Genomic DNA, 20,438 nt, shown 5'->3' with positions numbered 1-20,438 from the left:
TGCCGGGCCTCGCGACGGGGCGAACTCGCCTGATGCGGCACCGGAGAACGGTGGAGGGCTCATACGGAAACCCGTATGAGCCCTCCACCGCGATGGCCGGAGGGGGCTACTCCTGCTTCTTCCGGCGGGTGCCGAACACGATCTCGTCCCAGCTCGGAACCGCCGCGCGGCGGCCCGGGCGGACGCCGTCGGCCTCGGCCTGCCGGTCCGTGGTTCCGGTGAGGCGATCACGGTGGCCGGTGACCGAACGCGGCATCAGGACGTCCGCGTACGCCGAGCCGGCGCCGGCGGACGCCGCGGGCGCGGGGGGCTCCTCGGCCTCGGGTTCCTGTACGGGCTCGGCGGCCGGCGTCTCCGGCGCCGGCCGCTCCGGCACGACGAGGTCGCCGCGGAAGCTCGGGACCGCCTCCAGCAGGCTGGTCAGCGAGTCCCGCCCGGTCTCGTCGGCCTCGGGCTCCGGCGCCGGGAGCTGCGCGGGGCGGTCCGGGGCGCGGTCGAGCGGCCGGTCCCGGGGAAGCCGGGCGATGCGCGGTACGAACGGGAAGCTCGGCTCATGGGTGACGCCGATGGCGTCGTCCGTCTCCCCGATCAGCGCCCGGGCCTCGTCGTCGACGGCCTGGACCAGCCGGCGCGGCGGGTCGTACGTCCAACTCGCCGAGTGCGGCTCTCCCGCCACCCGGTAGACCAGCAGCACTTCCCAAGTGCCGTCGTCGCGCCGCCAGGAGTCCCACTGGACGGTGTCCTTCTCGGCACCCCGCAGGAGCAGGCGCTCCTGCACGGCCTCGCCGAGCTGCGGCCCGGTGTTCTCCCCGGGACGGCGGACGGGCGTCTTGCGCGCACGCTCCGCCATGAACGCGCGCTCCGCGAGGACGGGTCCCTCGAACCGGCGTACCCGTTCCACGGGAATGCCGGCGAGCTGGGCGACCTCCTCCGCGGACGCGCCTGCTCGTATGCGCGCCTGGATGTCGCGCGGGCGGAGGTGGCTCTCGACCTCGATCTCGATCTGGCCGAGGCGCGCGCGGTCGTTGCGGACGGCGGCGCGCAGCCGTTCATCAATCGGAAGCGTGTACTCCGTGCTGTCCGCAGCCTTCAGCACCAGTCGTGTGCCGTCGTTTGAGACGGCCACGACACGCAGTTCGGGCATGGGGACCTCCCGGGTGGTGCCTGCCGACGTCACGTGCGTCGCTGCTTCCGCTAGTCGAGTGTGGCCTGCCCGGGTGCAGCCTGCCACAACCTTGCCGAGTTGCCCGGCGTGTCGGGCATGGGCCCTGGACCGCCGTTATGGCACGGTTACCTGTTTGCAACGCAGGGTGACGAGCATCGCCACCCTTTACAGCAGGCGACCGCGCGGTGCCACGGCGCCGCCGGTTCGAGTGCCGCTTTCGGCCCCCTGTCCCCGGGGCCGTGCACCCGTGAGAGAGACCGGACCCAGGGCTCGTCACAGTACTCCATTCGGGCCATCGGGGTGGACCGGCGCGCCGCCGAACTTGTCGCGTAGGCCGCAAGTTCCGTTCCTCTACCCCGGATTCGGGGGTGGCAAGCTTCACAGAATCCACAGAATCGGAACTATTCGATTCGCCCATATGTCCCTACCTGGTGCACGGTGGGACAGATGGGTAAGCAGAGGCCGGAGATGCATCACACGAGGGACGACGGCGCGGCGGAGCGGAAGGAGCGGCGACTGGACCTGAGCGTTCCGCAGGTCGCGGGCAGTGCCCTCGCGGCGGTCGCGGCGGCCGTCCTCGCCTCTCGACTCGGCGTCTACGGAACGATTCTGGGCGCCGGAGTGATGAGTGTGGTGGCCACCTGCGGCGGCTCTCTCTTCCAGCACCTGTTCCGGCGGACCGGCGAACAGATCCGCGATGTCACGCGGCAAACCGGCTCCAAGGGCCGCCGGCCGCCCGCCGGTTCCCCGGAACCGGAGCCCGCCGCGTACGGTGAGCCGCGCGGTCACGGGGAGTTCGGCGCGGCGACCGTCCACGGCACTCGCGCCCGCGGCCGGAAGCGGTGCTTGCTCGCCGCCGCCGTCGTCTTCGCCGTCGCGATGCTCGGCATCACCGGGTACGAACTCGCGTCCGGCCGGGACCTCGGCGGCGGGCGGGGCACCACGGTGGGTACGGCCGTCCGCGGCGGAGGCGAGTCCTCGGCCGGAGACGAGTCGCCCTCGCCGCCGGGCCCACAGCAGAGCCGGGACGGCGGGCGGTACGGGCAGCGGGGCGGTGAACACGACGGCACTTCCGGAACGGACGACGGCTCCGGAGCGGGCAGCGGTGCGGGCGACCGGGGTGGGAGCGGCACCGAGGGCGACGGTCGGGGCGGCTCCGGCTCCGCGTCGGGCTCCGGTCCGGGGAATGACGGTGGTGAAGGGGACCGGCCGTCCTCCGGCCCTTCCGCCTCCGCCGATGACGAGGCCCCGGCGGCGCCGCAGGACTCGGCGCCCTCCGCGCCCGCGCCGGCCGGATCCACGCGAGGGACGGCGCCGGACGCCCCTTAGCGCAGGCGCCGGCGCCCCGAGGGCATGCAGGGAAACAAGACCTCGGTCCCCTGCAGGCCCTCAGGCGCCCAGTACCCGCCGCAGATGGTCGTTGCCGAACACCCGGTCGGGATCCAGCCGGTCGCGCAGCGCCAGGAACTCGCCGAACCGCGGGTACACGCTCTCGAAGTACTCCGCGTCGCGCGTGTGGATCTTGCCCCAGTGCGGCCGGCCGCCGTGCGCGGTCATGATCCGCTCCACCGCGGTGAAGTACGAGCGGTACGGCGTGCCCTTGTACATGTGCACGGCGATGTACGCGGTCTCGCGCCCGGACGCGGTGGACAGCGTGATGTCGTCGGCGGGTGCCGTCCGCACCTCCACGGGGAAGCTGATCCGGAGCGGCGAACGGTCGACCATGGCCTTCAGCTCACGCAGCGCGGCGACCGCGGCCTCCCTCGGGAGCGCGTATTCCATCTCGACGAAGCGCACCCGGCGGGGACTTGTGAAGACCTTGTAGGGAATGTCCGTGTACGTGCGAGCGGACAGCGCGCGGCTGGAGACCTTCGCGATCGCCGGAATCGTGGCCGGTATCGCACGTCCGAGTGAATTGACCACCTGGAACAGTCCGTTGGAGAGGAATTCGTCCTCGATCCACCCGCTGACCGCTCCGGGCGGGGCGACGGGACCGGAGCTGCGGTTGTTGCGTTTGGTGTTGCAGCTGCCCGTGTGGGGGAACCAGTAGAACTCGAAGTGCTCGTTCTCCGCGTGCAGCTCGTCGAACTCCGAAGTCACCCGGTCGAAGGACATCGGCTCCTCGCGGGCCGTCAACAGGAACATCGGCTCGACGGCGAGGGTGATCGCGCTGATCACGCCCAGTGCGCCGAGTCCGATCCTGGCCGCGGCGAAGAGCTCGCGCTCCTCGCCGGTCCCCTTCTCGGAGCAGGTCAGCACCGAACCGTCCGCCGTGATCAGCTCGATCCCCCGGATCTGCGCGGCGATCGAGGCGGAGTCCCGGCCGGTGCCGTGCGTCCCGGTGCTCGTGGCACCCGCGACCGTCTGCTCCATGATGTCGCCCATGTTCGTGAGCGACAGGTCCTCGCGGGCGAGCGCGGCGTTGAGCCGCTTCAGCGGGGTGCCGGCCTCGACGGTCACCGTCATCGCCGTACGGTCGATCTCCCGGATGCCCGTGAGGAGATCGGGCCTCACCAGCACGCCGTCCGTCGCGGCGATCGCGGTGAACGAGTGGCCGGTGCCGACCGTCTTCACCCGCAGACCGTCCTCCGCGGCGCGGCGCACGGCCTCGGCCAGTTCCCCCGCCGAGGCCGGAGTGACCTCCCGCACCGGACGGGCGGTCACCGTGCCCGCCCAGTTACGCCACGCGTTCCTCGTCGTGGTCCCGGATGTGCTCGTCATCCCGCCCCTCCCGCGTCGGCACCGGCCTGCGCAGCCGGTTGTACCCCGGGAACGCGACCACGACCGCGAGCGCTCCCGCCACCGCGGGCACCGCGTACGCGGCACCGGCCCCGTACTCGTCAACCACCCATCCTGAGGCCGACAAGCCGAGCGAGACGCCGACCGCGAGCCCGGTACCGGTCCAGGTCATGCCCTCGGTCAGCTTGGTGCGCGGTACGTGCGCTTCGACGAGGGCCATGGTCGTCACCATGGTGGGCGCGATGGCCAGGCCCGCGACAAAGAGCGCCACGGCCAGGACCACCAAGTTCCCGGCCAGTTGGAGGGGGATCATACTCACGGCCATCGCGCACACGCCCAGTACCCACCTGCGGGCCGGCTCGCCCTTCAGGTGCAGCAGGCCGAAGACCGCTCCTGCCAGGCAGGAGCCCAGCGCGTACACCGCCAGGACCAGGCTGGCCGCGGCCTTGCTGCCCTGCTCCTCGGCGAAGGCCACCGTCACCACGTCGATCGAGCCGAAGATGGCGCCCGTCGCGACGAAGGTCACGACCAGCACCCGCAGACCGGGGGAGCGCAGCGCGGAACCGCCGCTGTCGGACGTACGCGGGTGCGGCGCGGGCTCGGTCGCGCGCTGCGCCGTGAGCCAGAGCACGCCGATCACCAGGAAGGCGGTGGCCAGCAGCGGGCCCGCCTCGGGGAACCAGACCGTGGACAGACCGATGGAGATGATCGGGCCGACGATGAAGCACACCTCGTCGACGATCGACTCGAAGGCGTACGCGGTGTGCAGTTCGCGGGGCGAACCCTGGTAGATCGCCGCCCAGCGCGACCGCGTCATCGCGCCGACGGCCGGAATGCATCCGGCGCAGGCGGTGAACGCGAACAGCATCCAGTTCGGCGCCCCTTGACGGGCGCAGACGAGCAGTCCCCCCACCGCGGCGACCGATATCAGCAGGGCGGGGCGCAGCACCCTGCTCTGCCCGTGCCGGTCGACCAGCCGGGACACCTGGGGGCCGAGCACCGCCGCCGAGAGCGCCAGGGTCGCGGAGAGCCAACCGGCGAGGCTGTAGCGCCCCGTCAGCTGGGAGACCATGGCCACGATGCCGACGCCCATCATGGACAGTGGCATGCGCCCGAAGAGGCCCGCGGCGGAGAACGCCAGGGTGCCGGGGGCCGCGAAAAGGGCGCGGTAGGGACTGGGCAAGACGGCGCTCCGTAAGGAATGTGAGTGGCCGGTACAGCTTACTGGTGAGGCAACCCTTACTCCAGTGCGGTTTTTCCGCTGTCCGAGGCTGGTGGGAGGATCGCACCATGGCCGAACAGCACGATCCCGCCCCGCGCGACCCAGCCCCCTACGACGCCCTGCTGCTGCTCTCCTTCGGCGGTCCCGAAGGACCGGACGACGTGGTCCCGTTCCTGGAGAACGTGACGCGCGGCCGCGGCATCCCCAAGGAGCGCCTGAAGGAAGTCGGCCGGCACTACTTCCTCTTCGGCGGGGTCAGCCCGATCAACGACCAGAACCGGGCGCTGCTGCACGCGCTCCGCAAGGACTTCGCCGGCGCCGGCCTCGATCTGCCGGTCTACTGGGGCAACCGGAACTGGGCGCCGTACCTGACGGACACCCTCCGCGAGATGGTCCTCGACGGGCGCCGCCGGGTGGCCGTGCTCGCCACCAGCGCGTACGCCTCGTACTCGGGCTGCCGGCAGTACCGGGAGAACCTCGCGGACGCGCTCGCCGCGCTGGAGGCGGAGGGGCTGCCGCTGCCGCGCGTCGACAAGCTGAGGCACTACTTCAACCACCCCGGTTTCCTCGCCCCGATGGTGGAGGGCGTGCTCGCGTCGCTCGCCGACCTGCCCGAGGACGTGCGGGCGGGCGCGCACCTGGCGTTCACCACCCACTCGATCCCGGACGCGGCCGCGGACAGCTCGGGTCCGGTCGCCGACCACGGCGACGGCGGGGCCTACGTGAAGCAGCACCTCGACGTGGCGAGGGTGATCGTCGACGCGATCAGGGAGGAGACCGGCACCGACCACCCCTGGCGTCTCGTGTACCAGTCGCGCAGCGGTGCCCCGCACATCCCCTGGCTGGAGCCGGACATCTGCGACCACCTGGAGGAGCTGCACGGCGAGGGGGTCCCGGCCGCCGTGATGGTGCCGATCGGCTTCGTGTCGGACCACATGGAGGTCCTGTACGACCTGGACACGGAGGCCACCGCCAGGGCCGCCGAACTGGGGTTCCCGGTCCGTCGGTCGGCGACGGTCGGGGCGGACCCGCGCTTCGCGGCGGCGGTCCGCGACCTGCTCCTGGAGCGGGCGGCGACCGAGCGGGGGAAGGTGGTGGAGCGGTGTGCGCTCGGTGAGCTGGGGCCGTCCCACGACCTCTGCCCGATCGGATGCTGCCCGGCGCGGTCGGAGCGCCCGGCGGCGGCCGGCGCGGACAGCCCGTACGCGTAGTGCCGCGTCGGGCAGGGTTCGCCCGTCGCGACGGGGCGGGCGTCGCCCGACGCGGCACTGGAGCGGGCGGACCCGTACGTACGGACGGAGAGCCGTCGTACGGAAGGGGGGTGCGGTCGCTGCCCGCACGTCCCGGCACATGACACAGCCACGCATCCTGGGAGCCATTCCGTGACCGACCCTCTGCTCGACGAACTGCTCTCCCTCGCGCTGGAGGCCGCGCGCCGGGCGGGTGAGCTGCTGCGGGACGGCAGGCCCGACGATCTCGCCGTCGCCGCGACCAAGTCCAGCCCGATCGACGTCGTGACCGAGATGGACATCGCCGCCGAGAAGCTGATCACCGGCTTCCTCACCGGTGCCCGGCCGGACGACGGTTTCCTCGGTGAGGAGGGGGCCTCCACGGAGGGGACGAGCGGTGTCCGCTGGGTGGTGGACCCGCTCGACGGCACCGTGAACTACCTCTACGGCCTGCCGACGTGGGCCGTCTCCATCGCGGCGGAGCGGGACGGGGAGACCGTCGTGGGCGTCGTAGAGGTGCCGATGCGCGGCGAGACGTACCGGGCCGTGCGCGGGGGCGGCGCCTTCTGCGGCGACCGCCCGCTCCGGTGCCGCCCCGCACCGCCGCTGGACCAGGCACTGGTCTCGACGGGGTTCAACTACGTCCAGTCCGTGCGCCGTCACCAGGCGGAAGTGGCACGGCAGCTGATCCCGCGGTTCCGCGACATCCGGCGCGGCGGCTCGGCCGCGGTGGACCTCTGCGACGTCGCCGCCGGCCGTCTGGACGGCTACTACGAGCGGGGCCTCCACCCCTGGGACCTCGCGGCGGGCGACCTCGTCGCCCGCGAGGCGGGGGCCCTCACCGGGTCCCGCCCGGGAGAACCGCCGAACCGCGATCTGGCCGTCGCGGCGTCGCCGGGCGTCTTCACCCCGCTCCAGCGCCTGCTCGACGAGCTCGGCGCCTGGCACGACTGAGGCGGGCCGGGCGGCCGACCACGGCGCCGGCACGGGTCCGCACATGCGTGGGGGCCCGGTGCCGTCCCACGGCACCGGGCCCCCACGGGCCGGTCAGGCGCTGACGGCGCCGAACTTCACGCCGTGCTCCGCCGCGAGACGGTGCAGGTCCTCCAGCTCGGCCTGCTCGACCTCCGCCAGGAAGTCGTCGCCGTCCTCACGGGCCCGCGTGAGGTCGGTCTCCGTGGCCTTGATGCGCTGCAGAAGACCTGCGGTGAATGCGTCCATGGTCGCGCCCCCTCGTCGTGGGTCGGTGGCGGGTGGTGGATCACGCGCACCCTCTGGGGGACAGAGAGACGGGGTGTGGCATGCCACATACACGGCGTGATCGCGGGGTGTGCAGTCGTCCTCCCCAGGGCCATCCTCAGGGAAACCTCAACTCCACCGGGAACCGCGTGAATTCCCGGTGCACTCCTGGTGCCCCCGGGGTGCGCCTTCTCCGTCTTACGGCCGGTTTACGCGCGTAAGGGGCAGGATGGAGACAGAACGAACCATCATTCGACCACCGACCCGCCCGAGGTCACCGCCGACCTGCCCGGTCACGGTACCGGGCGGTCACACAGGAAGGACCAGCCTCGTGCGCGTACTCGTCGTCGAGGACGAGCAGCTGCTCGCCGATGCGGTGGCCACCGGACTGCGCCGGGAGGCCATGGCGGTCGACGTCGTGTACGACGGCGCCGCCGCCCTCGAACGCATCGGCGTGAACGACTACGACGTGGTCGTCCTCGACCGCGACCTCCCCTTCGTCCACGGCGACGACGTCTGCCGCAAGATCGTCGAACTCGGCATGCCCACGCGCGTCCTGATGCTGACCGCCTCCGGCGACGTCAGCGACCGTGTGGAAGGACTGGAGCTCGGGGCGGACGACTACCTGCCCAAGCCCTTCGCGTTCACCGAGCTCACCGCGCGTGTGCGCGCGCTGGGCCGGCGCACGACCGTACCGCTGCCGCCCGTCCTGGAGCGCGCCGGGATCAAGCTCGACCCCAACCGGCGCGAGGTGTTCCGCGAGGGCCGGGAGATCCAGCTCGCCCCCAAGGAGTTCGCCGTGCTGGAGGTCCTCATGCGCAGCGAGGGCGCGGTCGTCTCGGCCGAACAGCTGCTCGAGAAGGCGTGGGACGAGAACACGGACCCGTTCACCAATGTCGTCCGGGTCACCGTCATGACCCTGCGCCGCAAGCTCGGGGAGCCCCCGGTGATCGTCACCGTCCCGGGCTCCGGCTACCGGATCTGAGCGTGGCGACGGCACCCGCGCCCCCCACGGCGCCCCCCAAGCCCACCTGGGACCCGAGAGAGCCCGTCGGGCCGCTGCTGCGTCCCACCATCCGGATAAGGCTCACCCTGCTGTACGGCGGGATGTTCCTGATCGCGGGCATCCTGCTGCTGTCGATCATCTATCTGCTGACGGCGCAGGCGCTGCACGACGGCATCCGCCAGTCCGTCGAGGTCGGTGCGGCGCCCGGCGCGAACGTCACCATCACCAGCCCGACGTGCCCCCGCATCAACGACCTGGTCGACAACGGCCAGCGGAACGCGGCGCTGAAGCTGTGCATCGCCGAGCAGCGCCAGCACGCCCTCGACGAGCTCCTGACCCGCTCTCTCTTCGCGCTCCTCGGCCTCAGCGTGATCGCGTTCGCCTTCGGCTACGCCATGGCCGGCCGCGTCCTGTCCCCGCTCGGCAAGATCACCCGCACCGCCCGCCGGGTCGTCGGCACGGACCTCTCGCGGCGGATCGAGCTGGAGGGCCCGGACGACGAGCTGAAGGAGCTCGCGGACACGTTCGACGAAATGCTGGAGCGGCTGGAGAGGGCCTTCTCCGCACAGCAGCGGTTCGTCGCCAACGCCTCGCACGAGCTGCGCACGCCCCTGGCGATCAACCGGACCCTGCTGGAGGTGCACCTCTCCGACCCGGGTGCCCCGGCCGAGCTGCAGCAGCTCGGGAAGACCCTGCTCGCCACCAACGAACGGAGCGAGCAGCTCGTGGAGGGGCTGCTGCTGCTCGCCCGCAGCGAGAACCAGATCGTGGAGCGCAAGCCCGTCGACCTGGCCGAGGTCGCCGGCCGCGCCGTGGACCAGACGAGGGCGGAGGCCGAGGCCAAGGGCGTCGAGATCCGCGGGGAGCGAGTTCCCGCGGTCGTCCAGGGCAACGGCGTACTGCTGGAGCGGATCGCCCTGAACCTCGTGCAGAACGCGGTGCGGTACAACGTCGCGGACGGCGGCTGGGTCGAGGTCACCACCGAGGTCCAGCACGGCCAGGCGGTGCTGGTGGTGACGAACACCGGGCCGGTGGTGCCCGCGTACGAGATCGACAATCTCTTCGAGCCATTCCGGAGGCTCCGCCAGGAGCGCACCGGCAGTGACAGGGGGGTCGGGCTTGGCCTGTCGATCGCGCGGTCCGTCGCGAGGGCCCACGGTGGCCGTATCATCGCGGAGCCGCGCGAGGGCGGCGGCCTCGTCATGCGCGTCACCCTGCCGCTCTGAGGACATGCTTCAGGGCCGCGGATGACACCGAAGGGCCGCCGAGGGAAACGCCTCTGTTCGCTTTACGCGGAATTTTCGGGACCCGCGCCCGGAGGTTCGCTGTGTGATCGATCACAGAGGCGAATTTCCGGCCATGTACTCTCCGTCGTCAAAGATCCTGTGGAACGCCGGGAACGTCCGGGTTTCCGGGGGTCGGAATGACGGGAAGTACACGGGGTGGCGCCCGTGAAGTGCGACATTAGGACCGTGTACGGTCCTGATCGCCATCCAAGCTGATCACTCATGAGGGGTCGGGTTGGGTGTCGATTGAGTAACAGACCTTGATGTGAGGCAAAATCTCCGCCTCAGGTCGGGCACAAGTCCGGCCTCTCACGCGTTACGTGCGCTGGAGACACCGCAAACACCCAGAGGGGGAGAGCGACATGGCTACGGATTACGACACCCCACGCAAGACCGACGACGACATCGATTCCGACAGCCTCGAAGAGCTGAAGGCGCGCCGGAACGACAAGACGACCTCCACGGTCGACGTCGACGAGTTCGAGGCCGCGGAGGGCCTGGAGCTGCCCGGAGCGGACCTCTCGAACGAGGAGCTGGCCGTACGGGTGCTGCCCAAGCAGGCTGACGAGTTCACCTGCATGAGCTGCTTCCTGGTCCACCACCGCAGCCAGCTGGCCCGCGAGAAGAACGGCCAGCCGATCTGCCGCGACTGCGACTGAGGTCCGGTCGGCCGTGGCAGGCGACGGACCGGCGGACCGGCCGGCGAAGCGGCGCTTCCGCCGGAAGGGTCCCCCGGACGCACATCCGGGCGGTACCGGCCCGTGGGACGGCGAGAAGCCGTCGGACGGGCGGGACGAGCCTGCCCGCCTGCCCTCTCCCGGTGAAACGCGTGACGACGAGCGAGGCCTGCCGGCCTCGCTCGAGGCCGCAGCTCAGGCGGGGTCCCCGACCAGGGCCCGGCGCCTGGACGCCGTCAGGCAGGGAGTCCGCAGGAGCGGCGCGGCCGCCATGACCGGCGTGCGCAAGAGCGGCGACGCCGCCAAGGTCGCGCTGGGCTTCGTCGCCGACCGGCTCATCGAGTACGCGCCGCGGATTCCCGTCCGCGATCTCACCACCCTGCGGGCCCAGTTCCCGGGCCTCGGCCCGGAGCAGATCGCGGACAAACTGATCGCGGGTGCGGCCAACGGCACGTCGACCGTGGGCGCCGGGATCGGCGCGGCGGCCATGATGCCGGTGCCGCCCGCACTCCCGGCCGAGCTGGCGACGGAGATCATCGGCGTCGCGGCGATCGAGCTGAAGCTGATCGCCGAACTTCACGAGGTCTACGGCCTGCGCCCGCCCGGCAACCTCACGGAGCGCTCCACCGCCTACCTGGGCAGCTGGTCGGAGGAGCGCGGCATCGACGTGTCCGAACCGTCGACGATCAACGCAGCCCTGGGCGGCCGGATGAAGCGCGAGCTCCGGCAGCAGATCATGAAGCGCACGGTCCGCAATCTGCCGAACCTGATGCCCTTCATGATCGGTGCCGCCGTCGGCGCCGTGATGAACCGGCGGGACACCAGGAAGCTGGCCGAGCGCATCCGCAAGGACCTGCGCGCCAGGCAGGTGCCCTGGGACGCGCTGCCCCCGCAGCCCCGGCTGGAACAGCCCGGAGAGCTGCCGCACACCATCCCCGTCGAGCTCCGCCGCGAACTCGACCGCTGACTCCACGCACGGGACGCGCGTCCGCGCTCGCGGGCGGCCGTCGCCGCCCGTCAGCGGTCCCTGACGGCCTCGAGCGCGGCGATCAGGCCCTTCGGGTCCCGCGTGGACAGATACAGGTAGGGCGTCGGGTCCTCCGGGTCCGTGACCGGCACACGCACCGCCGTCGGCACGTAGCTGCGGAGCAGCATGAAGGCACGCGGATCCGCCTTGTACGAACGCCAGGCCCGGGCGTCCTCGGCCTCCAGTGCCTCGGGCTCGCCGAGCGCCGGGACGGGGATCCGGGCGTCGCCCGCCACCAGCGAGTCCGCCACCACCCTGATCCGGGCGGAGCCGTACGAGCTCACACCGGCCGCCGTCAGCGCGCCCGCCGCGATCAGCCCGCCGAGCATCGGCACCGTGCCCAGCGGGAGCAGGACCAGACCGCCCGAGACCGCCACCAGAACGGTGATCAGCCACCAGGAGCGGGGGACGGTGAGACGCTCGTCGTAACGGGGTGCCGCGGGGGAGCCGGACGGTGTGGCGGAGGGCTGCATGAACCCAAGCTTGGCACGGCGCGACCAGCAGGTTGCCCCGCGGGTAAGGTCTGCGGCTGTGAGTACTGCACTGACCCCTCCCGCCGACGCCGCGGCGCCGGTACGGCACCCCGACGCGCCGGCTCCCGGTGAGCTCCTGGGCGCGCACTACGAGTACTGCTTCGGCTGCGGTGGCGGGCAGCCCCACGGGCTGCACCTGGAGGCGCGGGCCGGCGAGGGCGTCAGTCTCACCGCCGAGTTCACCGTGACCGCCGCCCACCAGGGAGCGCCGGGCCTCGCCCACGGAGGCGTCCTGGCCACCGCGCTGGACGAGACACTCGGCTCGCTCAACTGGCTGCTGCGGGTGATCGCGGTGACCGGACGCCTGGAGACCGACTTCGTCCGTCCCGTCCCCGTGGACACGGTGCTGTTCCTGGAGGCCGAGGTCACGGCGGTCGCCGGCCGCAAGATCTACTCCCGGGCCACCGGCCGGATCGGCGGCCCGGAGGGCCCCGTCGCGGTCCGCGCCGAGGCCCTCTTCATCGAAGTCAAGGTCGACCACTTCATCGACAACGGCCGTCCGGAGGAGATCCAGGCGGCCATGGCCGACCCCGACCAGGTCAGGCGCGCCCGCGCCTTCGAGGTGAACCCCTGATGCGCGAACCCGTCGACGTACTCATCCGGCGCGTGGACCCGGAGGTGCCGATTCCGCAATACGGACATCCGGGCGACGCGGGTGTCGATCTGGTGACCACCCGGGCCGCCGAGCTGGCGCCGGGGGAGCGCGCCGTGCTGCCGACCGGGGTGTCCATCGCCCTCCCGGACGGGTACGCGGCCTTCGTGCACCCGCGGTCGGGCCTGGCGGCCCGCTGCGGACTGGCGCTCGTGAATGCCCCGGGGACGGTGGATGCCGGGTACCGTGGGGAGATCAAGGTGATCGTGGTCAATCTGGACCCGCGCGAGAGCGTGCGGTTCGAGCGGTTCGACCGGATTGCTCAACTGGTCGTCCAGCAGGTCGAGAAGGTGCGCTTCCACGAGGTGGCGGAGCTTCCCGGCTCGGCGCGGGCCGAGGGGGGCTTCGGGTCCACCGGCGGTCATGCCGCCGTGGACGGACCGGGCGGCTCACAGGGTGGGAATCGATACGCTTCGGTCGTATCCGACCGGGAAGGACAGTGACGTGTTCGGACGTCGCAAGAAGAGCAGTCCCGCTGGAGAAGCAGCGGACGTGGCGGGCGAGGCCGAGCAGGTCGTCGACGAGCTCGACGCGGACGACGCGGCGGAGCAGGACGAGCCCCGCCGGGTGAACCTTCCGCCGGCGCCGCGGCCCGACGGCCCCTGGGACGTCTCCGAGGTCTCCCGGCCCGAGGAGGGCCGCGTGGACCTGGGCGGTCTCCATGTGCCCGGGGTCGAGGGCATGGAGCTGCGCGTGGAGGTCGCGGGGGACGCGATCGTGGCGGCCACCGTCGTGCTGCGCGACAGCGCGATCCAGCTGCAGGCGTTCGCGGCTCCCAAGAAGGAAGGCATCTGGGGCGAGGTCCGGGAGGAGATCGCCTCCGGCATCACCCAGCAGGGCGGCGTCATCGACGAGGTCGAGGGCCCCTTGGGCTGGGAGCTCCGGGCCCAGGTCCCGGTCCAGCTGCCCGACGGTACCGGTGGCGTGCAGCTGGTGCGCTTCGTCGGCGTGGACGGGCCGCGCTGGTTCCTGCGCGGAGTGATCTCCGGGCAGGGCGCCGTGCAGCCGCAGGCCGCGGGCCTGCTGGAGCAGATCTTCCGGGACACGGTCGTGGTCCGCGGCGAGGGGCCGATGGCGCCCCGCGACCCGATCGTCCTGAAGCTGCCGAACGACGCGCAGATGGTGCCCGAGGGCGTCCAGCAGGAGGAGCAGGAGACATCCCGCTTCTCCGGAGGCATGGGACAGCTGCAGCGCGGTCCGGAGATCACCGAGGTGCGCTGAGGCGGATCCTCCACGGCCGTGGGCCGTGGCAGCGTGCGGTGGGCCGCACCCCGGGGCGGGGTGCGGCCCACCGCCGTTCGACCTCCTCGCTCCCCGGGGCCGTTCCGGCCGATACCGGTCCGTCGTCCCGGGGCGGGGGACCGTCAGGGCCCTCCCGACCAGGGGTCCGGTGCGTCAGAATCGCATCAATACGTCCCTCGGCAGAGCATGCGGTCCGACATGTCCGATTTCCTGGATGTAGTTTCGGCAAGGCGTCCACGGCGGGCGCGCAGCAGCCGGTGCCCGGCTGCCGGTGAGGGACGATGAGGCCATGGCGCGCGGCAAGCTACGGATCTATCTCGGGGCCGCACCGGGGGTGGGCAAGACCTACGCGATGCTCTCCGAAGCGCACCGGCGCGTCGAGCGGGGCACGGACTGCGTCGTCGGCTTCGTGGAGCACCACGACCGGCCGCGGACCGAGGTCATGCTGCACGGTCTGGAGCAGGTCCCCCGCGCCGAGCTCGATCACCGGGGGGCCGTCTTCACCGAGATGGACGTGGACGCCGTCCTGGCCCGCCGGCCAGCCGTCGCCCTCGTGGACGAACTGGCCCACACCAATGTGCCCGGCTCGCGCAACACCAAGCGCTGGCAGGACGTCGAGGAACTCCTCGCCGCCGGCATCGACGTGATCTCGACCGTCAACATCCAGCATCTGGAGTCGCTCGGCGACGTGGTCGGGTCGATAACCGGCGTGCGGCAACGGGAGACCGTCCCCGACGACGTCGTCCGCCGTGCCGACCAGATCGAGCTCGTCGACATGTCGCCCCAGGCACTGCGCCGCCGCATGGCACACGGCAACATCTACAAGCCCGACAAGGTCGACGCGGCACTGTCCAACTACTTCCGCCCCGGCAATCTCACGGCCCTGCGCGAGCTCGCCCTGCTGTGGGTCGCCGACCGCGTCGACGAGTACCTCCAGCAGTACCGCGGCGAGCACGACATCCGCTCCACCTGGCAGGCCCGCGAGCGCATCGTCGTCGGCCTCACCGGGGGCCCCGAGGGACGCACCCTGATCCGGCGCGCCGCGCGCCTCGCGGAGAAGGGCGCGGGCGGGGTCGTGCTGGCCGTCTACATCGCCCGCAGCGACGGGCTGACCTCCGCCTCGCCCAAGGAACTCGCCGTCCAGCGCACGCTCGTCGAGGACCTCGGCGGCACCTTCCACCACGTCGTCGGCGACGACATCCCCTCCGCGCTGCTGGAGTTCGCCCGCGGGGTCAACGCCACCCAGATCGTGCTCGGCTCCTCGCGCCGCAAGGCCTGGCAGTACGTCCTCGGCCCCGGTGTGGGCGCCACAGTCGCCCGGGAGTCGGGCCCCGACCTGGACGTCCACATCGTCACCCACGAGGAGGCCGCCAAGGGCCGCGGACTGCCCGTGGCCCGGGGCGCCCGGCTCGGCCGCGCACGGATCGCCGCGGGCTGGCTGGTCGGCGTCGCGGGCCCGGCGTTGCTGGCGCTGCTGCTCACGCACACCGACGCGGACCTCGGGCTGGCCAACGACATGCTGCTGTTCCTGTCGCTGACCGTGACCGCGGCTCTGCTCGGCGGTCTGCTGCCGGCCCTGGCCTCCGCCGCCTTCGGCTCGCTGCTGCTGAACTACTTCTTCGCGCCGCCGCTGCACCGGTTCACGATCTCGGACCCGAAGAACATCGTCGCCATCGCGGTCTTCTTCGGGGTCGCAGTCGCCGTCGCGTCGGTCGTCGACCTCGCCGCCCGGCGGACCCAGCAGGCGGCCCGCCTGCGCGCGGAATCCGAGATCCTGTCGTTCCTCGCGGGCAGTGTGCTGCGCGGCGAGACGGCCCTCGACGCCCTGCTGGAACGGGTCCGTGAGACCTTCGGCATGGAGTCCGTGGCCCTGCTGGAACGCCTGAGCGACGTGGACCCCTGGACCTGTGCGGGCAGCGTCGGGCCCCGGCCCGTCGGCCGTCCCGAGGACGCCGACGTGGACATGCCCGTAGGCGAGGACATGGCCCTGGCGCTGTCCGGCCGCGTCCTGCCCGCCGAGGACCGGCGCGTGCTCGGAGCGTTCGCCGCCCAGGCCGCCGTCGTCCTCGAGCGGCAGCGGCTCGTCCACCGGGCCGAGGAGGGCCGCAAGCTCGCCGAGGGCAACCGCATCCGCACCGCGCTGCTCGCCGCCGTCAGCCACGACCTGCGCACCCCGCTCGCAGGCATCAAAGCGGCCGTCTCCTCGCTGCGCTCCGACGACGTCGAGTGGTCCGAGGACGACCGGGCCGAACTCCTCGCAGGCATCGAGGCCGGTGCCGACCGGCTGGACCACCTGGTCGGCAACCTGCTCGACATGTCCCGGCTCCAGACCGGCACCGTCACCCCGCTCATCCGCGGCATCGACCTCGACGAGGTCGTCCCCATGGCCCTCGTCGGTGTTCCGGAGGGCAGCGTCGAGCTGGACATCCCCGAGACCCTGCCGATGGTGCGCACGGACAAGGGCCTGCTGGAGCGGGCCGTCGCCAACATCGTCGAGAACGCCGTCAAGTACAGCCCCGACGACACCCCCGTCGTCGTCTCCGCGAGCGCCCACGGCGGCCGGGTCGAGGTACGGGTCGTGGACCGCGGCCGCGGCGTCCCGGACGACGCCAAGGACCGCATCTTCGAGCCCTTCCAGCGCTACGGCGACGCCCCGCGCGGCGCCGGGGTCGGGCTCGGCCTCGCCGTGGCCCGGGGCTTCGTCGAGGCGATGGACGGCACACTGTCCGCGGAGGACACCCCCGGCGGCGGCCTGACGATGGTCCTCACCCTCCGGACGGCATCCGGCACCGCCGCGACGGGCACCGGGACCCCCACCACGCGGGTCGCCGGCTGACCCCGCACGCCAACCCCGACGAACGGACGAGAGACGGAAGGAAGGCACTCATGACCCGAGTGCTCGTGGTCGACGACGAGCCGCAGATCGTACGCGCCCTCGTGATCAACCTGAAGGCGCGCAAGTACGAGGTCGACGCCGCCCCCGACGGCACGACGGCCCTCCAGGTCGCCGCGGCGCGCCACCCCGATGTCGTCGTCCTCGACCTCGGGCTGCCCGACATGGACGGCGTCGAGGTGATCAAGGGCCTGCGGGGCTGGACCCGAGTGCCGATCCTGGTCCTCTCCGCCCGGCACACCTCCGACGAGAAGGTCGAGGCCCTCGACGCCGGTGCCGACGACTACGTCACCAAGCCGTTCGGCATGGACGAGCTGCTGGCCCGCCTGCGGGCCGCCGTGCGCCGTGCCGAGCCCGCCGGCGGGGACGAGGACGAGATCGTGGTCGTCGAGACCGAGGGCTTCACCGTCGACCTCGCGGCGAAGAAGGTCGACCGGGACGGCAGGGACGTCCGGCTCACCCCGACCGAGTGGCACCTCCTGGAGGTCCTCGTCCGCAACACCGGCCGACTCGTCAGCCAGAAGCAGCTGCTCCAGGAGGTGTGGGGGCCCTCGTACGGCACCGAGACGAACTACCTGCGGGTCTACATGGCCCAGCTGCGCCGCAAGCTGGAGGCCGATCCGTCGCACCCCCGGCACTTCGTCACCGAGCCGGGCATGGGCTACCGCTTCGAGCGCTGAGGGCCTCCGCCGCCGCACCCCCCGGGGTGGGACGGCGGAGACCACCGTTTCGGCCGGTCCGCACCACACGGCTCTTGACGGTGCCCGTACATCGCCCCGGTACGCTTTCACCATGAGTGCTGTACCTCGATCCGGGAACGCCGAGAAGCCGGCGGGCCGCTTCCGGCGGATGCTCGACCGTCTGTCCAGCTCCCAGCAGGAACTCGAGTCCGCGGAGCTCAAGGAGGACGCGGAGGCATCGGGTTGCACGCCGATCTGCGACTGCGGCGACCGGCAGATCGTGAAGGTGACTGGTACCTTGCGCACGGTCACCCTGCGTCCGCGGGCCGGAGTCCCGGCCCTGGAGGCGGAACTCTTCGACGGTTCCGCGGCGCTGGACGTGGTGTGGCTGGGCCGGCGCTCCATCGTGGGCATAGAACCGGGCCGCAAGATGATCGCCTCCGGCAGGATCTCCATGAGCCAGGGCCGGCGGGTGCTGTTCAATCCCAAATACGAGCTCCGACCGCTCGGACAGGAGTAGCCGGTGACGTCCCTCGACAAGCCGACCACGCAGGAACAGGACGAAGACGGCCACGGCCGGCACGCCAGGGCCGTGACGGAAGCGGCCCTGTTCGAGGCCTTCGGCGGTATCCGGGGCACGGTCGAGACGGTCCTGCCCGGACTACTCTTCGTCACGATCTACACGATCAACAAGGACCTGCACCTCTCGGCCATCGCGGCCCTCGGGCTGTCCCTGGTCCTCGTCGCCGTCCGGCTCGTCCGCCGGGACACCGTGAAGCACGCCTTCAGCGGCGTCTTCGGTGTGGCCTTCGGCGTCGTGTTCGCGATGATGACCGGCAATGCGAAGGACTTCTACCTGCCGGGCATGCTGTACACGCTGGGCCTCGCCCTCACGTACATCATCACGACCCTGGCGGGCGTCCCCCTGATCGGCCTCATCCTCGGGCCGGTCTTCAAGGAGAACCTCTCCTGGCGCACCCGCAACCCCGGCCGCAAGAAGGCCTACGCCAAGGCCAGCTGGGCATGGGGCCTGATCCTGCTCGCCAAGTGCGCGATCCTCTTCCCGCTCTACTGGTGGGCGGACACGACCCAGCTCGGCTGGGTGCTGGTCGCGCTCAAGATCCCGCCGTTCCTGCTGGCGGTCTATCTGACCTGGGTCTTCCTGGCGAAGGCCCCGCCGCCCATCGATGTCTTCGCCGAGATGGAGGAGCAGGAGCGGGCCGAGGAGGCCCGCAAGGCGGCCGCGACCCGCGAGGGCGAGGCGTAACCGCCCGGACGCACACGGCCCCCGGCACCGACTCCCTGGGCGCCGGCAGCCGGAGGGCCGGTCGCCGGACGGACCGGATCCCCGGCCCGTCCGGCGACCGGCCCTCCGCGGTCCGTGCGGAGTCAGCCCGCCGTCGTCGGGTCCTCGCGGCGGACCGACAGCAGGTCCTCCAGCTGCTCCTCCCGCGCCTGCGCGGCCACGAAGAGGAGCTCGTCGCCCGGCTCCAGGGTCTCCTCGTCGTGCGGGGTGAGCACCCGGGGCCCCCGGATGATCGTCACCAGCGAGGTGTCCTCGGGCCAGGCCACATCGCCCACCTGCGTGCCGGCGAGCGCCGACTCCGGCGGCAGGGTCAGCTCGACGAGGTTGGCGTCGCCGTGGCTGAAGCGGAGGAGCCGCACCAGATCGCCGACGCTCACGGCCTCCTCGACCAGCGCCGACATCAGACGCGGCGTGGACACCGCGACATCGACGCCCCACGACTCGTTGAACAGCCACTCGTTCTTGGGGTTGTTCACCCGGGCCACCACGCGCGGCACGCCGTACTCGGTCTTCGCGAGCAGGGAGACGACGAGGTTCACCTTGTCGTCACCCGTCGCCGCGATCACCACGTTGCAGCGCTGCAGCGCCGCCTCGTCCAGCGACGTGATCTCACAGGCGTCGGCCAGCAGCCACTCCGCCTGCGGCACCCGCTCCACCGAGATGGCGGTGGGCGCCTTGTCGATCAGGAGCACCTCGTGCCCGTTCTCCAGCAGCTCTCCCGCGATGGAACGGCCCACCGCGCCGGCCCCGGCAATCGCGACCCGCATCAGTGACCGCCCCCCTCGGGACCCTGGGCGAACGCCGCCTCGACCTTCTCGATCTCGTCCGTGCGCATCATCACGTGCACCAGATCGCCTTCCTGCAGCACGGTCTGCGAGGTCGGCAGGACCGCCTCGCCCAGCCGGGTGAGGAACGCGACCCGCACGCCCGTCTCCTCCTGCAGCCGGCTGACCTTGTGGCCGATCCAGGCCGGGGAGGTGTGGACCTCGGCGAGCTGTACCGCGCCGCTCGGGTCCCGCCACAGCTCCTCCGCCCCGGAGGGCAGCAGCCGGCGGAGCATCTGGTCCGCGGTCCAGCGGACCGTCGCCACGGTGGGAATGCCCAGCCGCTGGTAGACCTCGGCGCGCCGCGGGTCGTAGATACGGGCCGCGACGTTCTCGATCCCGAACATCTCGCGGGCCACCCGCGCGGCGATGATGTTGGAGTTGTCACCGCTGCTGACCGCCGCGAAGGCACCGGCCTCCTCGATGCCCGCCTCGCGGAGCGTGTCCTGGTCGAAGCCGACGCCGGTGACCCGGCGCCCGCCGAACCCGGAGCCCAGACGACGGAAGGCGGTGGGGTCCTGATCGACGACGGCGACGGTGTGCCCCTGTTGCTCCAGGGTCTGCGCGAGCGCGGCTCCCACGCGCCCACAGCCCATGATCACGATGTGCACCTATCTACCCCGCAGTCCTGGTCATCCCGATGACCTGCGCAAACACCCTGCTCACTCTTCTCTCTCGGCTCTGCCGGGCAACGACGGGGCTCAGAGTGCGGTTGCCG

The 20,438-nt window shown here is 71.8% G+C and carries 21 protein-coding genes; 14 read left to right on the top strand and 7 right to left on the bottom strand.

What is annotated here, in order from left to right; translation table 11 throughout:
• Positions 1-106: 106 nt before the first annotated feature.
• Entirely contained in the window at positions 107-1,177 is a 1,071-nt protein-coding gene (gene sepH / locus O7595_RS07750; RefSeq protein WP_269727994.1) for a septation protein SepH, read from the bottom strand.
• 435 nt (positions 1,178-1,612) lie between these two features.
• Between sepH and O7595_RS07745 the strand changes: the two genes are divergently transcribed.
• Positions 1,613-2,494, top strand: coding sequence for a hypothetical protein (locus tag O7595_RS07745; RefSeq protein ID WP_269727993.1), 882 nt, complete (start codon positions 1,613-1,615; stop codon positions 2,492-2,494).
• A 60-nt stretch (positions 2,495-2,554) separates the two neighbouring features.
• On the opposite strand, the gene O7595_RS07740 is transcribed toward O7595_RS07745, so the two are convergent.
• Both O7595_RS07740 and O7595_RS07735 read right to left on the bottom strand, forming a co-directional pair.
• Positions 2,555-3,886 (bottom strand): D-arabinono-1,4-lactone oxidase, encoded by a 1,332-nt coding sequence (locus tag O7595_RS07740; protein ID WP_269727992.1) that lies wholly within the window; start codon positions 3,884-3,886, stop codon positions 2,555-2,557.
• On the bottom strand, positions 3,843-5,087 hold the full coding sequence (locus tag O7595_RS07735) for an MFS transporter (protein ID WP_269727991.1): 1,245 nt from the start codon (positions 5,085-5,087) through the stop codon (positions 3,843-3,845). Before O7595_RS07735 ends, O7595_RS07740 begins: the two co-directional genes overlap by 44 nt.
• Before the next feature lie 107 nt (positions 5,088-5,194).
• On the opposite strand from O7595_RS07735, the gene O7595_RS07730 reads away from it, so the two are divergent.
• Together O7595_RS07730 and O7595_RS07725 are read left to right on the top strand one after the other, a co-directional pair.
• Positions 5,195-6,337 carry a ferrochelatase gene (locus O7595_RS07730; RefSeq protein ID WP_269727990.1) on the top strand — a complete coding sequence of 381 codons (1,143 nt, stop codon included), beginning with the start codon at positions 5,195-5,197 and terminating at the stop codon, positions 6,335-6,337.
• Between the two features lie 171 nt (positions 6,338-6,508).
• A complete protein-coding gene (locus O7595_RS07725; protein WP_269727988.1) occupies positions 6,509-7,309 on the top strand; it encodes an inositol monophosphatase family protein in 801 nt (266 codons plus the stop codon).
• Positions 7,310-7,402: 93 nt separating this feature from the next.
• Here the strand turns inward: O7595_RS07725 and O7595_RS07720 are convergent, their stop codons facing one another.
• A complete protein-coding gene (locus O7595_RS07720; RefSeq protein ID WP_171052881.1) occupies positions 7,403-7,576 on the bottom strand; it encodes a hypothetical protein in 174 nt (57 codons plus the stop codon).
• Between the two features lie 349 nt (positions 7,577-7,925).
• Between O7595_RS07720 and O7595_RS07715 the strand changes: the two genes are divergently transcribed.
• The 4 genes from O7595_RS07715 (at position 7,926) to O7595_RS07700 (ending at position 11,530) form a co-directional block, all read left to right on the top strand.
• The gene (locus O7595_RS07715) at positions 7,926-8,579 is read left to right on the top strand and encodes a response regulator transcription factor (RefSeq protein WP_138052671.1); all 654 of its coding nucleotides are present in this window, start codon (positions 7,926-7,928) and stop codon (positions 8,577-8,579) included.
• Between the two features lie 2 nt (positions 8,580-8,581).
• Entirely contained in the window at positions 8,582-9,826 is a 1,245-nt protein-coding gene (locus O7595_RS07710) for a sensor histidine kinase (protein ID WP_269727987.1), read from the top strand.
• Between the two features lie 422 nt (positions 9,827-10,248).
• The gene (locus tag O7595_RS07705; RefSeq protein ID WP_017946571.1) at positions 10,249-10,545 is read left to right on the top strand and encodes a DUF4193 domain-containing protein; all 297 of its coding nucleotides are present in this window, start codon (positions 10,249-10,251) and stop codon (positions 10,543-10,545) included.
• A gap of 13 nt (positions 10,546-10,558) precedes the next feature.
• Positions 10,559-11,530, top strand: coding sequence for a hypothetical protein (locus O7595_RS07700; RefSeq protein ID WP_269727986.1), 972 nt, complete (start codon positions 10,559-10,561; stop codon positions 11,528-11,530).
• A gap of 50 nt (positions 11,531-11,580) precedes the next feature.
• Here the strand turns inward: O7595_RS07700 and O7595_RS07695 are convergent, their stop codons facing one another.
• The gene (locus O7595_RS07695) at positions 11,581-12,063 is read right to left on the bottom strand and encodes a DUF3093 domain-containing protein (RefSeq protein ID WP_269727985.1); all 483 of its coding nucleotides are present in this window, start codon (positions 12,061-12,063) and stop codon (positions 11,581-11,583) included.
• A gap of 58 nt (positions 12,064-12,121) precedes the next feature.
• On the opposite strand from O7595_RS07695, the gene O7595_RS07690 reads away from it, so the two are divergent.
• The 7 genes from O7595_RS07690 (at position 12,122) to O7595_RS07660 (ending at position 18,857) form a co-directional block, all read left to right on the top strand.
• Positions 12,122-12,697 (top strand): PaaI family thioesterase, encoded by a 576-nt coding sequence (locus O7595_RS07690; protein ID WP_269727984.1) that lies wholly within the window; start codon positions 12,122-12,124, stop codon positions 12,695-12,697.
• On the top strand, positions 12,697-13,218 hold the full coding sequence (dut, locus tag O7595_RS07685; RefSeq protein ID WP_269727983.1) for a dUTP diphosphatase: 522 nt from the start codon (positions 12,697-12,699) through the stop codon (positions 13,216-13,218). Before O7595_RS07690 ends, dut begins: the two co-directional genes overlap by 1 nt.
• 1 nt (position 13,219) lies before the next feature.
• On the top strand, positions 13,220-13,996 hold the full coding sequence (locus O7595_RS07680; RefSeq protein WP_269727982.1) for a DUF3710 domain-containing protein: 777 nt from the start codon (positions 13,220-13,222) through the stop codon (positions 13,994-13,996).
• 310 nt (positions 13,997-14,306) lie between these two features.
• On the top strand, positions 14,307-16,853 hold the full coding sequence (locus O7595_RS07675) for a sensor histidine kinase (protein WP_269727981.1): 2,547 nt from the start codon (positions 14,307-14,309) through the stop codon (positions 16,851-16,853).
• A gap of 50 nt (positions 16,854-16,903) precedes the next feature.
• Positions 16,904-17,590, top strand: coding sequence for a response regulator (locus O7595_RS07670; protein WP_269727980.1), 687 nt, complete (start codon positions 16,904-16,906; stop codon positions 17,588-17,590).
• Positions 17,591-17,702: 112 nt separating this feature from the next.
• Positions 17,703-18,110 carry an OB-fold nucleic acid binding domain-containing protein gene (locus O7595_RS07665; RefSeq protein WP_269727979.1) on the top strand — a complete coding sequence of 136 codons (408 nt, stop codon included), beginning with the start codon at positions 17,703-17,705 and terminating at the stop codon, positions 18,108-18,110.
• A gap of 3 nt (positions 18,111-18,113) precedes the next feature.
• Positions 18,114-18,857: a DUF3159 domain-containing protein gene (locus O7595_RS07660; protein WP_269727978.1), complete on the top strand. Its 744-nt coding sequence runs from the start codon at positions 18,114-18,116 to the stop codon at positions 18,855-18,857.
• A 122-nt stretch (positions 18,858-18,979) separates the two neighbouring features.
• Here O7595_RS07660 and O7595_RS07655 read toward each other — a convergent pair whose 3' ends face one another.
• Complete coding sequence (locus O7595_RS07655; protein WP_269727977.1) at positions 18,980-19,663, bottom strand: potassium channel family protein; 684 nt, start codon at positions 19,661-19,663, stop codon at positions 18,980-18,982.
• Complete coding sequence (locus tag O7595_RS07650; RefSeq protein WP_269727976.1) at positions 19,663-20,331, bottom strand: potassium channel family protein; 669 nt, start codon at positions 20,329-20,331, stop codon at positions 19,663-19,665. The genes O7595_RS07655 and O7595_RS07650 overlap by 1 nt, the downstream gene beginning before the upstream one ends.
• Between the last annotated feature and the right edge of the window lie 107 nt (positions 20,332-20,438).

This window comes from Streptomyces sp. WMMC940, from assembly GCF_027460265.1.
Classification (GTDB): domain Bacteria; phylum Actinomycetota; class Actinomycetes; order Streptomycetales; family Streptomycetaceae; genus Streptomyces.
Note: the sequence above shows the minus strand (reverse complement) of the source record. Positions and strands in the feature narration are given on the sequence as shown.

Bases quoted from the DNA above. Each gene is read 5' to 3' on its own strand.
- O7595_RS07745 (WP_269727993.1), top strand. From the start codon at position 1,613: ATGGGTAAGCAGAGGCCGGAGATGCATCACACGAGGGACGACGGCGCG.
- O7595_RS07740 (WP_269727992.1), bottom strand. From the start codon at position 3,886: ATGACGAGCACATCCGGGACCACGACGAGGAACGCGTGGCGTAACTGG.
- O7595_RS07730 (WP_269727990.1), top strand. From the start codon at position 5,195: ATGGCCGAACAGCACGATCCCGCCCCGCGCGACCCAGCCCCCTACGAC.
- O7595_RS07720 (WP_171052881.1), bottom strand. From the start codon at position 7,576: ATGGACGCATTCACCGCAGGTCTTCTGCAGCGCATCAAGGCCACGGAG.
- O7595_RS07705 (WP_017946571.1), top strand. From the start codon at position 10,249: ATGGCTACGGATTACGACACCCCACGCAAGACCGACGACGACATCGAT.
- O7595_RS07695 (WP_269727985.1), bottom strand. From the start codon at position 12,063: ATGCAGCCCTCCGCCACACCGTCCGGCTCCCCCGCGGCACCCCGTTAC.
- dut (WP_269727983.1), top strand. From the start codon at position 12,697: ATGCGCGAACCCGTCGACGTACTCATCCGGCGCGTGGACCCGGAGGTG.
- O7595_RS07675 (WP_269727981.1), top strand. From the start codon at position 14,307: ATGGCGCGCGGCAAGCTACGGATCTATCTCGGGGCCGCACCGGGGGTG.
- O7595_RS07670 (WP_269727980.1), top strand. From the start codon at position 16,904: ATGACCCGAGTGCTCGTGGTCGACGACGAGCCGCAGATCGTACGCGCC.
- O7595_RS07665 (WP_269727979.1), top strand. From the start codon at position 17,703: ATGAGTGCTGTACCTCGATCCGGGAACGCCGAGAAGCCGGCGGGCCGC.
- O7595_RS07655 (WP_269727977.1), bottom strand. From the start codon at position 19,663: ATGCGGGTCGCGATTGCCGGGGCCGGCGCGGTGGGCCGTTCCATCGCG.